The sequence below is a fragment of the Exiguobacterium sp. s89 genome (assembly GCF_018617735.1).
GTDB lineage: Bacteria > Bacillota > Bacilli > Exiguobacteriales > Exiguobacteriaceae > Exiguobacterium > Exiguobacterium marinum.
In genome coordinates, this window is record NZ_JACSKS010000001.1 from 807,232 (window position 1) to 821,218 (window position 13,987).

General features: G+C 45.5%; 14 protein-coding genes. 2 read left to right on the plus strand and 12 right to left on the minus strand.

From position 1 onward, the window contains the following. Positions 1-8: 8 nt before the first annotated feature. Positions 9-1,466: a phospholipase D family protein gene (locus KNO96_RS04145; RefSeq protein ID WP_214702305.1), complete on the minus strand. Its 1,458-nt coding sequence runs from the start codon at positions 1,464-1,466 to the stop codon at positions 9-11. A 62-nt stretch (positions 1,467-1,528) separates the two neighbouring features. Beyond that, positions 1,529-3,196 (minus strand): ribonuclease J1, encoded by a 1,668-nt coding sequence (gene rnjA, locus KNO96_RS04150; RefSeq protein WP_026826374.1) that lies wholly within the window; start codon positions 3,194-3,196, stop codon positions 1,529-1,531. Between the two features lie 199 nt (positions 3,197-3,395). Here rnjA and KNO96_RS04155 point away from each other — a divergent pair, with 199 nt between their 5' ends. Next, positions 3,396-4,184, plus strand: a complete 789-nt coding sequence (locus KNO96_RS04155; protein WP_200868284.1) for a Cof-type HAD-IIB family hydrolase — start codon at positions 3,396-3,398, stop codon at positions 4,182-4,184. 78 nt (positions 4,185-4,262) lie between these two features. On the opposite strand, the gene KNO96_RS04160 is transcribed toward KNO96_RS04155, so the two are convergent. From KNO96_RS04160 to KNO96_RS04180, 5 genes are all read right to left on the minus strand, one after another. Next, positions 4,263-4,925, minus strand: a complete 663-nt coding sequence (locus tag KNO96_RS04160) for a potassium channel family protein (RefSeq protein WP_026826376.1) — start codon at positions 4,923-4,925, stop codon at positions 4,263-4,265. A 130-nt stretch (positions 4,926-5,055) separates the two neighbouring features. After that, positions 5,056-6,087 carry a cytochrome d ubiquinol oxidase subunit II gene (locus KNO96_RS04165; protein ID WP_026826377.1) on the minus strand — a complete coding sequence of 344 codons (1,032 nt, stop codon included), beginning with the start codon at positions 6,085-6,087 and terminating at the stop codon, positions 5,056-5,058. Between the two features lie 14 nt (positions 6,088-6,101). After that, positions 6,102-7,490, minus strand: coding sequence for a cytochrome ubiquinol oxidase subunit I (locus tag KNO96_RS04170; protein ID WP_214702307.1), 1,389 nt, complete (start codon positions 7,488-7,490; stop codon positions 6,102-6,104). Between the two features lie 258 nt (positions 7,491-7,748). Further along, complete coding sequence (locus KNO96_RS04175; RefSeq protein WP_026826379.1) at positions 7,749-8,870, minus strand: N-acetyldiaminopimelate deacetylase; 1,122 nt, start codon at positions 8,868-8,870, stop codon at positions 7,749-7,751. Further along, positions 8,867-9,745, minus strand: a complete 879-nt coding sequence (locus KNO96_RS04180) for a transcriptional regulator CcpC (protein ID WP_026826380.1) — start codon at positions 9,743-9,745, stop codon at positions 8,867-8,869. The genes KNO96_RS04175 and KNO96_RS04180 overlap by 4 nt, the downstream gene beginning before the upstream one ends. A 108-nt stretch (positions 9,746-9,853) precedes the next feature. Between KNO96_RS04180 and KNO96_RS04185 the strand changes: the two genes are divergently transcribed. After that, entirely contained in the window at positions 9,854-10,240 is a 387-nt protein-coding gene (locus KNO96_RS04185) for a disulfide bond formation protein B (protein ID WP_214702309.1), read from the plus strand. Positions 10,241-10,284: 44 nt separating this feature from the next. Here the strand turns inward: KNO96_RS04185 and nadE are convergent, their stop codons facing one another. The 5 genes from nadE to KNO96_RS04210 all read right to left on the minus strand — a co-directional run bounded on the left by nadE (position 10,285) and on the right by KNO96_RS04210 (position 13,959). After that, positions 10,285-11,100, minus strand: a complete 816-nt coding sequence (nadE, locus tag KNO96_RS04190; RefSeq protein ID WP_214702311.1) for an ammonia-dependent NAD(+) synthetase — start codon at positions 11,098-11,100, stop codon at positions 10,285-10,287. A 114-nt stretch (positions 11,101-11,214) separates the two neighbouring features. Next, a complete protein-coding gene (locus KNO96_RS04195) occupies positions 11,215-12,003 on the minus strand; it encodes a BsuPI-related putative proteinase inhibitor (protein WP_214702313.1) in 789 nt (262 codons plus the stop codon). A gap of 99 nt (positions 12,004-12,102) precedes the next feature. Continuing rightward, the gene (locus KNO96_RS04200) at positions 12,103-12,297 is read right to left on the minus strand and encodes a hypothetical protein (RefSeq protein WP_015881244.1); all 195 of its coding nucleotides are present in this window, start codon (positions 12,295-12,297) and stop codon (positions 12,103-12,105) included. 246 nt (positions 12,298-12,543) lie between these two features. After that, positions 12,544-13,635 (minus strand): virulence factor, encoded by a 1,092-nt coding sequence (locus tag KNO96_RS04205; RefSeq protein ID WP_214702315.1) that lies wholly within the window; start codon positions 13,633-13,635, stop codon positions 12,544-12,546. A gap of 84 nt (positions 13,636-13,719) precedes the next feature. After that, positions 13,720-13,959, minus strand: coding sequence for a hypothetical protein (locus tag KNO96_RS04210; RefSeq protein WP_026826385.1), 240 nt, complete (start codon positions 13,957-13,959; stop codon positions 13,720-13,722). Positions 13,960-13,987 lie beyond the last annotated feature (28 nt).

A 13,987-nucleotide genomic window follows, 5' to 3' on the forward strand; every position in this document is an offset into this window, starting at 1 on the left:
TGTTTTTTTCAATATGTCATCGTCCACGTGACTTTTTGAAGCCAATAGATTGCGTACTTACCGAGTGGAATGTCTGTTTGTATTTCGTCATATGCTACCGCATATGTCCCGTTCTCGTTATTCCACAAACGATTAAAATACCCGTCCACTTCATCAAAGAATGCTGTATCCCCTTCCCCCTTCACTTCGACATCTGCCTCTAAATTATAGTCGTTCATATTTCGGGTCGTATAATTCCCAGAGCCTAACACGACCGTTTTCTCATCTCCATCGACATATAGAATTTTCGGGTGATACTGCTCTTTGCCAACGTCATACCAGCGAATCTCGATTCGTTCCGGGTTGACGGTATTTAGTTCGGCTGTCACCGGTAAGTTCGGTAATCCCGACTTTGAACGACCAAACGCATTCGTGTTTGGGTCGAGAATCAAATTAACGGTCACACCTCGTCCCGCGGCGTCCTCGATTGCCTGGATGATATTCCGATCAGCCAGGTAGAACATTCCGATCCAAACGGTATCTCCGTCGTCCGCTCCATTCATCGCGTCGAGCACCGACTCTTGAATCTTCCCTTCCGTGACATAACGAATTTTCATTGTCGCCTCAGACGGTTCGCTCTCAATGCTAGACAACGCCTCGTCATCCGGGAAGCGTCGTGCATCCCCTTTCGAGAACGTCGCAACCGCTTGCTCGCCTTCAATGATTTCTTTTAAAATCGGTCCTTTCAGATGGACACCGACGTTTGAATGATACCCACTGGCGTCATGCGGATTCGCAGATAACACGAACCCTTCATTTTCAGTGACCATGACCTTCCGGTGGTTCGCTTTGATGTTTAACAGCCTCAAATACGCACGAACAGTAATGTCCGGCGCAGATGAGGCCATCGGATTCGGTAACCAACCGTCCTGACTATTTCCGAACCATTGAATCGCCATCCGGTAAAACGAGGAGTATAAAATATTCGGGTCACGAAGTTCGTCAAGATTCGTGTAAACGACTTCTGCCCCTGCTTCCTCTAGTACGTCGAAATGGTCTGACACGTGACCGTTGTATGTTGTATTAATTTCATCTGTGATGAAGACGACTTTCAAGTCTGGATAGCGTTCCATTTGTTCAAGCAACGCGAAAGAGAGTCTTGAAGTAATATCTGGATATTGCCGATCTTCGTTCGAATAAGGATTAAATAAGAAGAAGTCCATGACGATATAATCTTTCGCCTCTCGAATGGCTCGTTCCACTTCATTAAAGATTTCTTGCTCGACAATTTCTGTATCCTCACCCTGATATGTCAGATCATGTAGAAAATCGATTTGGTCATCCGAAATCATATACGGTTCGGACTGACGTGACACCCCTTCCGGTAATGGTTTGATTTGATGATATACGAGCGTGATGAGAAAAATGACCGCAATGATTGCCGTCCCCCACTTCCACCACTTCTTTTTCCCAGTCTTATTAGCCATACTTTCCCCTCCTTAATTGCGGTGAAAAAAAACAGGCTGTAGTTTTCTACAGCCCGTTGAAATCACACTTCCATAATAATCGGTAGAACCATCGGGTGTCTCCGCGTCTTTTGTGCCAAATATGGTGTGAGCGTCTCAGACACAAGTTGCTTCATCTCCGACCACTTCATCTGCTTATTTGACAATCCTTGCTCGACCGTTTTCTTCAACAGACGTTCACCATCACGAATCAAGCTACCTGATTCACGCATATAGACAAATCCTCGTGAGATGATATCTGGTCCTGACACGAGTTTACGTGTCTTGCCGTCGATACTGATGACGACGACAACGAGTCCATCTTCAGACAAGATGCGTCGGTCTCTTAATACGATATTTCCGATGTCGCCAATTCCATTTCCATCAATATAAACAGCGTTCGCAGAAATTTTACCGGTGACAGCAGCCGAATCGGCATCGACGGCGAGCACTTCCCCGTTATCCATGACGAAGCTGTTCTCTTTCGGGATGCCAACGGATTCAGCAAGTTCCGCATGTTTCTTCAACATCCGATATTCACCGTGAATCGGCATAAAGAATTTTGGATTGAGAAGACGAATCATCAACAACTGTTCTTGTTGCGAACCGTGTCCTGATGTATGAATGTTCGTCAACTTCCCATAGACAACGTCCGCCCCTGCTTTATACAACTGATCAATCGTCTTCCCGACGGAAATGGCGTTACCAGGAATCGGAGAAGATGAGAAGATGACCGTATCTCCAGGAATAATCGACACTTGACGGTGTGTCCCGTTTGCGATGCGACTGAGCGCGGCCATCGGTTCACCTTGTGAGCCGGTACAAAGGATCGCAATCTCATTCGGGTCGTAATGACGCATTTGATTCGTCTCAATGATCATCCCTTTCGGAACGTTGATGAAACCGAGCTCTTGCCCGATCGTCATGACTTTTTCCATCGAGCGACCAAAAATCATCAGATGGCGTCCAGTCTCGGCACACGCATCGACCACTTGTTGTAATCGATAGATGTTTGATGCAAACGTTGCAAAGATGATACGACCGTCTGCCTTACGGAACGTCTCGCTAATGGTACCTCCGACAACACTTTCACTCATCGTGAAACCTTCGACTTCCGCATTGGTAGAGTCAGATAAAAGACAGAGCACACCTTCTTTTCCGATTTCCGCCATCTTAGCGAGGTCTGCTGGTTCACCGACCGGAGTGAAGTCAAACTTGAAGTCACCCGTATGGACGATATTCCCTTGTGGTGTTTTCACGACGACACCGAGTGAGTTCGGAATCGAGTGAGTCGTACGGAAGAACGAGATGCTCGTTTTTCGGAATTTAACGATTGCATCTTCATCAATTTCATGGAGCTCCGCTTCACGTAACAATCCGTGCTCTTCTAGTTTTACTTTAATCAAACCGAGGGCGAGTTTTGTCGCATAAATCGGTAACTGAACTTGCTTTAGTAAAAATGGAATCCCACCGATATGGTCTTCGTGACCGTGCGTGATAAATACCCCTTTTACTTTGTCCTTATTTTTAATCAAGTACGAGTAATCTGGAATCACATAGTCAATTCCAAGCAAGTCATCCTCTGGGAACATAATTCCCGCATCGATGACGATGATTTCATCTTGGAATTGAACAACGTATGTGTTCTTCCCGATTTCTCCTAGTCCGCCTAATGCGAACACAGCTGTTTGGTGGTTCTTAACAAACTTCATTTAATCTCTCCTTACTTTAATTATTAATACATCTATGTGAAACATAAGTGATTCTCGAATATGCCCGTAAGATTCTTTTTTCATTATAGCTCATATCATGCCAATATTTCACTAACGATGTGATATTCGTGGTAGTTTCCCTAATTCATGTTATCCTTTTAGTGGGTTCGAAAAACATATTTTTAGACAAAGAGAAAGAATGGTGAATCAAATGGAAGACCAAAAAGTTGTTTTTTTCGACATTGACGGAACGCTCTTACATGAAGGAAGTTATATTCCACCTTCAACGATTTCAGCAATTCAAGCTTTGCAGGCAAACGGTGTCGAAACATTTATCGCTACGGGGCGAGGACCAGCCATGCTCTCGGACATCCCGGAACGCGTCGGGATTGACAGCCTTGTATGTTACAACGGTCAAATCGTTGTGCATCAAGGCGAAATCGTGTATCGTAACACGCTCTCAAAAGACGCCTTAACCCGTTTGACGACTCACGCCACATCAAATGACCATACCCTCGTCTATTTAGGACAGGACAGTGGAGGCGCCTCAAAACCGAATGATACCATTGTCAATCAATCCCTCGGAGAGCTTGCCATGCCGATTCCTCGATTTGAACCGAACTTCCACGTGGAAGAGGATGTGTACCAGACACTCCTCTACTGTACGCCAGAAGATGAACATCACTATATCGGTACCTATCAGGAGTTCGATTTCATTCGTTGGCACCCTCATGCGATGGACGTGATCAATAAAGGGGCAAGTAAGGCCGATGGCATCCGTCACTTTATCGAAACGAACGGCTACCGCGTTGAAAATACGTACGCCTTCGGAGATGCTTTGAATGACCTAGCCATGCTCCAATATGTAGGGACAGGTATCGCCATGGGCAATGCTCGTTCTGAAGCGAAGGACGTTGCGGATTTTGTGACAAAATCAATCCTCGAAGATGGTATCGAACACGGTTTGAAGACCATGAAGCTAATCTAAAAAAAGACCTCTTTTGAGTCAAACCGTCGAGTTGGATCAAACGATTCAACAATCACGGTATCGCTCAAGAGGTCTTTTTTATTTCGAACGTAACGTCCGCTCGAGTCTATCTAGATCAGTATCTTTACCAATGATGATCAAAATATCTTCTGATAAAATCATTTCATCCGCCTGCGGAGAAATGAGGACATCATCATCGCGACGAACGGCAACAATGTTCACCCCGTATTTCGCCCGTAAGTCCAAATCAATAAGAGATTTGTTCGACAACTTATCAGACGCTTTGATTTCGACAATCGAGTGTTCATTCGATAACTCAAGATAGTCGAGAATACTTTGGCTCATCAATCCATTTGCAATTCGAACGCCCATATCGCGTTCTGGGTGGACGATGTTGTCTGCCCCAATTCGACGAAGGACTTTTTCATGGTAATCGTTTGTCGCTTTCACCGTGATGATTTGTACACCGAGCTCTTTTAATATTAACGTCGTCAAAATCGAAGCTTGAATGTTTTCTCCGATTGCGACAATGACATGTTCAAAGTTACGAATCCCCAAACTTTTCAATACGTTCTCATCGGTCGTATCGGCAATAACGGCATGAGTGGCCAACCCCATAAACTCGTTGACACGTTCTTCATCGGAATCGATGGCGAGGACGTCGTATCCGTTTGAAGACAATTCACGGACGATCGACCCACCGAACCGTCCTAATCCGATGACTGCAAATTCACCTGTCATGATGCTACATCCCTTTCCTACACATATTCTCTTCTTGATTCTTCGTTCAGTTTAACTGATTCCACTTCAAAACTCTATACAAAAAACAAAACGGGATTCCCTTCAAATAAAGGAAATCCCGTCTTTGACATTATGCTTTTCCACTCGAGCGTTTCCCTCGTACGTAGTCGTTGTCGAACAAGAACAAACGAAGCAAGAGATAGAGCGCCGGAACGAGAAGGAGCAATCCTAAGATGAATACGATGACGAGCGCCACCGCCATCGACTCGTTGACGACACTTCCATTGATATCGATGTACGGATACAAGATATACGGCAAGTGCGAATATCCGTATCCGAACCAAGCCATGAAAAATTGTCCCATAACCATCAGGAAAGCAATACCGTAGTTCCGTTTCATATAAACGAAGGAGACGGCGATGACGAAGAAGAGGAAGCTCATCGCGAACCACCACCAGTTTCCTCCTAGAATACTTTCATAGTGCCAAGCCGCCTGCGACTTCAAGCCGAAGAAGACAAGCCCTGAAGCAATAATCGTCGGTACACTCCAAAAGAGAGCCCATTTTCTGACGAGTTCTACCGCATCTCGATCACGTGCTTTGTCCGCATAGAACAAAAGGAACATGGCGCTAATATATAGGACCGAGACAATTGCTAAAATGACGACTGTCCACGAGTAGAAGTTGGTAAACAACTTCGCCGCGTCAAAGATGACTCCGTTTTCCGTTTCGGTGATAAAACCACCTTGACTGACCGTCAATACTGTCGACATCGAAGCTGGGATGAGTAACCCGGTCGCCCCGTAAAGGAATACATAAAGCGTACTTTCTTTCGACCCGTAGTTCGCAAACGCATAAAAGCTACCACGAATCGCAAGCAAGATTAAAACTACAGATGCCGGAACGAGTAATGCCGTCCCATAATAGTAAGCCGTGTCAGGGAAGAATCCAACAATTCCGACAAAGAAGAAGACAAAAAATACGTTCGTAACTTCCCATGTCGGGGACAAATACCGCTTGACGAGTCGGTTCACTAGATGGTCGCGTTTCGTATAGCGACTATAAAAGGCGAAGAATCCTGCACCGAAGTCAATCGATGCGACGATGAGATAGCCGTACAAGAACGTCCATAAGACGGCAATCCCTAATTCTTGAATTTGCATGTCATACCCTCCGATCACACTTCATCCGCAAACATCGCTTCACCACGATGTTCGGATTGTTTTAGTTCTTTCCCTACTGGGTTCTCTTTGAACAGGCGTGATAGAACCAATACTGTGACTGTTCCAAGTACCGCGTAGAGGATCGCGAAAGCGACAAGCATCCAACCGACATTTGCCGATGTCGTAGCTGCATCACTCGTGCGCATCAACTCATAAAGCGCCCAAGGTTGGCGACCAAACTCAGCGAAGAACCATCCAAATTCAATCGCTGCCATCGCAAGCGGTCCGCCGGCTGCAATCGCAAAGAGCATCGGTTTACTGAACTGATTCAATCGCTTAATATAGCGCCCTAGTACGAATAGGAAAGAGATGAGCGCGAGAAGCATCCCGATTCCGACCATCGCATCAAAAAAGTAGTGAACAAAGAGCGGCGGTTGGTCTTCTTTTGCGAATTCATCTAGACCTGTCACCTCATAGTTCGGGACACCACCAGCGAGAATAGAAAGTGCATAAGGAATCTTCAAAGCCCCTCGGACTTCATATCCGCCTTCACCGTCATCTTCTAACCAACCACCGAGAATCAATTCTGCCTCGGAGGAGGTTTCAAAGTGCCATTCAGCTGCCGCTAATTTATCCGGTTGGTATTGAGCCAAATATTTACCTGAGAAATCACCAACAAGCGCTGTCGCAATCGCAAAAATCAGTGCGACTGTCATCGTCAAACGAAGACCTTTTTTGTGGTACTCGATCGACATCTTGTCGAGTTGATTACGACGTTGACGCAACAATTGTACGGCTGCGATCGCTGCTAGGATGAACGCAGATGTTAAAATCGCAGACGTCAGCACATGAGCCATCTTCGTCGGCATCGCCGGACTGAACATCGCCTCAAGGGGACTAACGTTCGCCAAACGACCGTCGACAATATCAAACCCTACAGGTTGGTTCATAAAACTGTTTACCGTTGTGATGAAAAATCCTGAGAACAATGCACCTACCGCTACCGGAATGCCGAGAAGCATGTGGTGCCACGGATTTTTAAAGCGATCCCACGTGTACAAATAAATTCCGAGGAAAATCGCTTCAAAGAAGAACGCGAACGTCTCCATGAACAGCGGGAGCGCAATCGTTTGACCCGCGACGCGCATCAAATTCGGCCATAATAGAGAAAGCTGTAGACCGATTGCCGTACCCGTCACAACACCGACCGCTACCGTCACGACATAGCCACGTGACCATCGTCGAGCCATGAGCGTGTATTTCGGATCTTTTTTACGAATCCCTAAAAATTCTGCCAATAAGATTAAAAGTGGAACCCCGACGCCGAGTGTGGCAAAAATCACATGAAACCCTAATGTGAGTGCCGTCAATGCCCGGCTCATCAGGACAGGATCTTGAAACATCTATTGATTACCTCCTATCTCTCTCTATCGCTTCGAAACATGTATGAAGCGACAATCACAGATGAATACCCTTCGATACTTTCATCATAATGATTTTGTATTGCGCTGTAATGTCCTAATGCTTGAGTTCGCAAAATGTTCACATTTGAGCAATCGCCACAAAATCGTCGCTTTACATTCATTCACTTTTCCCTTTTCCACCAAGCTTCACTCCTATTTGAACACACTAAAAGCGGTCACAAACGCGACCGCTCCGAGTTATTGAATCATGACTGTACGGAAGTAGTGATCAAATAAATCAATGGCAACTTCTATCGCACGTTCATCCGGATTGAGTGTCGATTGATGGAGACCCGACCCCATGTCGTTTACCCCTAACCAAACCATGAAGCCCGGGACTTGCTTCAGCATATATCCGAAATCTTCGCCCGTCATGGCTGGTACGCAAGTCTTATACGAATAGCCCACCTCTTCGACCGCTTCTTCGAATTGATAGAGATAGCGCTCATCGTTGACGACCTCATGGTAGCGATTCCCGAATTCAAGATCAATTTGAACGTTATACGTCATCTCGACCCCGGCGATGACTTGACGAATCCGACTCTCGAGCACGACCATTTCTTTATCAGACAATGCTCGTACCGTCCCATCCAATTTAGCCGTATCAGCAATGATATTCTCTTTCGTCCCGGCCGCGACCTTTCCGATGCTGACGACCGCACTTCCCATCGGGTCGATGTTCCGTGACACGATTGTTTGCAGTTGCATGATGAGCGCAGCTTGAACGATGACAGCATCAATCCCAGCATGAGGAAAGGCGCCATGCCCTCCTTTACCATGAATCGTCATATGGAGCTCGCGCGCGCTTGCAAATAGCACACCGGGTCTTGAAGCTACCATCCCGACCGGATATTCAGGAGCGACATGTAAGCCGAATAACGCATCTGGACGAAAGTGATAGAACAACTCAGATTTCGCCATCGGTTCCGCTCCCCCCGGTCCTTCTTCAGCAGGTTGGAAGAAGATGACGAGATGATGATTAAACGGTACTTCGACGGCACGTTTAATCAATCCGAGCGCGATGGACATATGGACGTCATGACCGCACGCATGCATCATCCCTTCATGAATCGATGCAAATTCTAAATCTGTCTCTTCCGTAATGGGTAACCCATCCATATCAGCCCGATATCCAATCGTCTTTTCACCGACAAGTCCATCTACACGTACAAAGAGCCCCGTCCGCCAATGCGTGATCTGAACACGTGGTGAATCGAGCGAACGAATCAATTGTTCAAGAGTCGCTTGTGTTTTGAACTCTTCATACCCGACCTCTGGAATTAAATGTAGTTGTCTTCTCGCTTCGATTGCCCAATTCATGATTCAGTCTCCTTCGTTACTTCTTCAACAATATTCCAAAATGCTTGAACTTGCGCCAACTCTAACATCGATTCTGTCGAGAGCATCCAAGTGTCTCGAACAAGCGGCACCCCAGCTGATGAGGTCAATGGGATCTTATTCATCTCATTGACATCTTTGATGGTCGACTCCGGCAAAATTGCAAAGCCGATTCCATGTAACGCCATCTGTTTACACGTTTCAATCTGATCTACGACAAGCGTCGTGAGTGGCGGACTTGAAAACCGTTCTTGCCACCACTCTAATATTTCCTGGTAATAAGTCGAATCACTCTTAAACTGAATGAACGAGCGTTCGTTATTTTTCAGTTGGGAGAGTTCGGTCATCTTCAAATCGACCAAGTGTAAGGAGTCGGAGAACAACTTCATACGCTCGCCCCGCCAGTCCGGATTCCCTCGTATAATCCCTATATGATAATTTTCTTCAAGCATATAACGCATCATTTCACTCGACCATCCTGTGACCAACTTCACTCGAACGGACGGATATCGTTCCACAAACGTCTTTAATACTTTCGGTAGCCAATATTGCCCCATGATAGAGGCGACGGCGATTTTCAATGTCCCGTATACTTCTCCTTGGTTTGCTGTCAGCTCGCCTCTTAGTTCCTGTTCTTCACTGTACATCTTTTTGGCAAACTCGATGATTTTCTCGCCATCTGGTGTCAATGCGAGCCCTCGGGTCGAACGAACAAAAATCTTCTTCCCCCATTGATGCTCGATTGTCACGAGCCGCTGACTGAGAGCCGGTTGTGAGACGAACAATCGCTCTGCCGCTTTACGCATATTCAATTCTTCTGCAAGAATAATTAACACTTCTACTTCTGAAACTTGCATCACGTCACCTGTTTCTCTATCGTTTGAAAGATTGTATACTGAATAAGTATTTGTTTCAATGTATCATATCATGTTTATTCAATATTTTGAGTATTAGGAGGAATTCTGATGCAACGCCGTCATTTCGCCTTTATCTTCGCAGCTGTCGCGACACTCGGCAGCCTTTATTATTCTGAAGTTATGCTCTTTTTACCGTGTAAATTATGCTGGTTCCAGCGTATTTTTATGTATCCGCTGGCCATCTACTATCTGACCACCATGTTGACCGTTCGTGATGTCAACCGCTTGTTTGTCGGAATCATGGCCGGAGCAGGATGGTGTATTAGCCTATACCACGTGATTTTAGAACGCATCCCTAATGGAGAGGCTTTCTGTACGAACGACTGCCTGATTCGCTGGGTCAACTACTTTGGATTCGTCACAATTCCTTTACTCAGTTTCATCGCATTCACATGCATTCTGATTATTCAGTTCGCCCCTTTCAAGAAAGCGTGAAACAAATAAAGGAGAAGCTGTCATCGCGACAGCTTCTCCTATTTTCATTGCCACCACTCGTCGTACAAAGAGGCAGGCATATGATGCTTGTGACGTGAACGCTTGAAAATCGTCTCAATTCGTTCGGCAATCTCCGGGTCGATGGATTTCCCTTCTAAATAATCATCTAGTTGATCATACGTCATACCAAGCGCCACTTCGTCAGGAAGTCCAGGACGACCATCTTCAAGGTCTGCTGTCGGTACTTTATAAATGACACGTTCGTGAGCCTCCAATTCGTGGAGAAGTGCTTTTCCTTGACGCTTGTTCAAGCCAGTCAAAGGTGTGAGGTCACATGCACCGTCGCCATGTTTCGTATAAAATCCTGTCACATACTCTGCTGCATGGTCGGTACCAACGACGAGGGCACCGAAAGTTGCCGCGACGTCATATTGAGCTTTCATTCGTTCTCGCGCCTTCGTGTTTCCTTTATGGAAATCACTCAATTCAAGATCAGTCGCTTGTCGGAACGCCTCAAGTGATGCATCGACAGCAGGTTTGATGTTGATGGTCAATGCTTTGTCCGGGCGTATAAACTCAAGAGCAAGTTGCGCATCACCTTCATCATGTTGTTCACCATATGGTAATCTTATCGCGTAAAACGTATAGTTTCCATCCTCTTCCGATCGCAGCTCTTCCATCGCGAGTTGACATAGTTTTCCGGCCAAACTTGAGTCTTGTCCTCCTGAAATACCTAGGACGAGTCCTTTCGCACCAGCTCGTCTCACGTAAGTTTTCAAGAAGTCAATCCGCTGTCGAATCTCCTCTTTCGGATCGATGGTCGGTTTGACATGTGTTGATTCAATGATATGTTGTTGCATGGATGACCCTCCCACTATTCTCTCATTTTGCTTTATTGTCCGATAATCCTTATACCCCGTCAACTAGCACTCTAAAAAAAAGAAAGACGGAAACAATCGTTTCCGTCAAGAAAGTTATTGAATTTTAAATGATGTGACTTCTCCACCAATCGGTGTCATTTCTAAGAACAATTGTTGATCATCCGCTGGCGCTTCGTCGAGCAACACGCCAAACGAGAATCCGCCTCCTGTGACTTCAGCTGCTCCTTGTGCATACAGGTTATGCCCATCTGATACAGACCACTCGAACTCTACCTCGTCCGTGAAACCACTAACTTGAATCATCGTGTCATTCACATCAATTTGTACATCACGGAACGCACCATCTGATTGAGGTTCTGATGCAGATGGTTCTGAAGTATCTTCTTCAGGTTTTTCTGAAACAGATCGTTCAACTGTGAACTTCGTCTCATCCGTTACAGCAATTTCCGGAGCCCCGTCGACTTGAGCGAGCCCGACCACTTCGACTGAATATTCACCAGCCTCTAATTCATCTAACAGTAAGACCTCATCGAAGATCTTTTGTTCATCCGCTGCCCACTTTTCTTCAATAATCGATTCCGTGAACATAAATTCGCTACCATAATCAAATACGATTTTGTCACCTTGCTTGATAATCAACTGATAGCGCTGTGACGTATTGAATGTCACGTCCACGGCTTCTTCATTTGGGTTCGTCATTTTGATTGTTGCCGACAGTGTATTTGCAGATGAATCGTATGCCACTTCCGTGTCGAGCGTCAATGGAGCCGGTGGTTCAGACGAATCACTGTTCACTTGACTCGGTTTCGCCTCTTCTTTACCACACCCTGCTACGACTAATAAGATTGCCGTCACTACGGCGAGCAACCAAGTTTTCTTCATGGATCCCACTCTCCTCAACAAAATAAAAAAACGTCTATAGCACTAGTGTATACAAAGTGCAGACGTTTGTAATGATTTTCCTTATATTATTTACCTTTTTTACGAAACTTTAGTTTGTTCCATGTATTGCTGCCAGCCGGTCATGAACAATGAATCTGCGATATCGAGATCAGACCGGACTTGAGCCGTAATCGAGAACGTCTCACTGTGCATCGATTCAAACGTGACGACCATCGTTTCTCCTACTACTTCCTTATAAGCTACAAGTTCAGGCGTTTCTGCAAACAATATCATAAGTAAGGCTCCTTTGTTCATCTGTGATAAACCTAGTGTACCAATCTTAAACCGATATATATGTCCTATCGTTCGACAGTGAACCAATGACATTATACCTATTGTCGAAACGCTTACATCAAATGTTAAGCAATTGGGGAAATGTGCATATGATTTTATGAAAAAAGGAGCAATCCGCACTGCAGACGCTCCTCTTTACCTTAAATTGTAAATCAAATTGATTCAACACTTGTCGAACGAAACAAGTTATTTAGAGCGGTTAGAAATTTGTTGCCATACCGTTCCGAGTGCCGTTTCCCCGCTCGTGATCCGCTCTTTCGCAAGTCTTGCTTGTAATGAAACTTCAAATTCACGGTCTTCTTCGGCAATTGATAGGGCTTGGACAGCACGTTCATCTCCACAATCAAACAAGAATCGAGCCGCACGCCAACGGACAAGTTTGTTCTTATCTTTTAGCGCCTCAATCATCGATGGCTGTGATTGAGGTAACGCCCAGTCTGAGACTGTGTCCCCAGCTGTGCGCCTCACAATAGGAGAAGCGTCTACTAAGGCTTGTTCGATATATGTGACATATTCCTCACGTCGCTCTTCAAACATCCCGATCATCACGACAGCCTGTCGACGGATGGCCATCACTGAATCTTCTAGTGCACGACGGAAATATGGCATATTTTCATGATGGATTTCGAGTTCATCTAGGAATGCCATCCGATCTTTCCAGTTCTCCGATTGTAAATGATTCGCGTTCGTCTCAAAATCAGCCTCGCGTCCGAATGCCCGAGCTACAATGCGTTCGACACGTTCTTTTGGATACGCAGCCTCCAACTCTTCTTGAGCGACGGCACTGACTTCATCCAGTTGGCCATAACGTGGGGCTTGTTCCACCCAACGACGGTCTTGGATAACATTTTTCACCTGTGCTTGAACTTCCATCGCTGCATCAACGAATCGTTTCGACAGTCCGATTCGTTTTTCCTCGTCCCCTTTGACGAGTTTTAATTGCATCGGAACATCAAGTACAAACTGAACAGAAACGTGAACCGGTTCATAGTCCGTATCCATTTGGGCGGTCTCGACTTCCTCGACTTGTTCCCCAAAAACTCGACGAATCTCATTCATCACGTCGTGCCAATCATGTTTCGGATGACGTTCGACAGCGATAAAATCAGATACAGCATAGACTGATTTCACCCCTTGAAGTGCGACAATCTCCTGAATGATGACCGGAGCATCGGTATTCGCTTTGTCATACGTGGTGCCTCTTCCTTCAAATGGAGGTTCTACGATAATTTTCAAGTTATTTGGACTTGGTGTTGGTTCAATTGCTACTAGTTTCATTCTCATCACCTCACTCTTCATCGTGACGAAAATGACAAAAAAACGCAAGCGAGTCGCTTGCGTCAATCATTCGTCTATTTATGTTTAGAACAGCGCGATGAACTGTTGGAGCGAATACGTATCACCATCCACAGTAAACGTGTCGTCATCTGCAATCGGTTCAAGGAAGAAACGTTTTTCTCCGTCTTCTTTTACATAACCGAAAATATGATTGGATTGATAGAACAACTCTACAATCGTCATACGTCCAAACGTCATTCCATCGTTCATTACCGCCCGATCACCTAATTCGCCGCCATTGTACAGTTCGATGTAAGTTTCCATTTTGGTGTCGCTCCTCTTGTGTTTGTTT

What these genes read in the sequence shown, in the direction of transcription:
- KNO96_RS04165 (WP_026826377.1), bottom strand. Translation starts at nt 6,087, where the DNA reads ATGCAAATTCAAGAATTAGGGATTGCCGTCTTATGGACGTTCTTGTAC.
- KNO96_RS04195 (WP_214702313.1), bottom strand. Translation starts at nt 12,003, where the DNA reads ATGAAGAAAACTTGGTTGCTCGCCGTAGTGACGGCAATCTTATTAGTC.
- KNO96_RS04170 (WP_214702307.1), bottom strand. Translation starts at nt 7,490, where the DNA reads ATGTTTCAAGATCCTGTCCTGATGAGCCGGGCATTGACGGCACTCACA.
- KNO96_RS04185 (WP_214702309.1), top strand. Translation starts at nt 9,854, where the DNA reads ATGCAACGCCGTCATTTCGCCTTTATCTTCGCAGCTGTCGCGACACTC.
- KNO96_RS04180 (WP_026826380.1), bottom strand. Translation starts at nt 9,745, where the DNA reads ATGCAAGTTTCAGAAGTAGAAGTGTTAATTATTCTTGCAGAAGAATTG.
- rnjA (WP_026826374.1), bottom strand. Translation starts at nt 3,196, where the DNA reads ATGAAGTTTGTTAAGAACCACCAAACAGCTGTGTTCGCATTAGGCGGA.
- KNO96_RS04155 (WP_200868284.1), top strand. Translation starts at nt 3,396, where the DNA reads ATGGTGAATCAAATGGAAGACCAAAAAGTTGTTTTTTTCGACATTGAC.
- KNO96_RS04175 (WP_026826379.1), bottom strand. Translation starts at nt 8,870, where the DNA reads ATGAATTGGGCAATCGAAGCGAGAAGACAACTACATTTAATTCCAGAG.
- KNO96_RS04200 (WP_015881244.1), bottom strand. Translation starts at nt 12,297, where the DNA reads ATGATATTGTTTGCAGAAACGCCTGAACTTGTAGCTTATAAGGAAGTA.
- KNO96_RS04145 (WP_214702305.1), bottom strand. Translation starts at nt 1,466, where the DNA reads ATGGCTAATAAGACTGGGAAAAAGAAGTGGTGGAAGTGGGGGACGGCA.
- KNO96_RS04205 (WP_214702315.1), bottom strand. Translation starts at nt 13,635, where the DNA reads ATGAAACTAGTAGCAATTGAACCAACACCAAGTCCAAATAACTTGAAA.
- KNO96_RS04210 (WP_026826385.1), bottom strand. Translation starts at nt 13,959, where the DNA reads ATGGAAACTTACATCGAACTGTACAATGGCGGCGAATTAGGTGATCGG.
- KNO96_RS04160 (WP_026826376.1), bottom strand. Translation starts at nt 4,925, where the DNA reads ATGACAGGTGAATTTGCAGTCATCGGATTAGGACGGTTCGGTGGGTCG.
- nadE (WP_214702311.1), bottom strand. Translation starts at nt 11,100, where the DNA reads ATGCAACAACATATCATTGAATCAACACATGTCAAACCGACCATCGAT.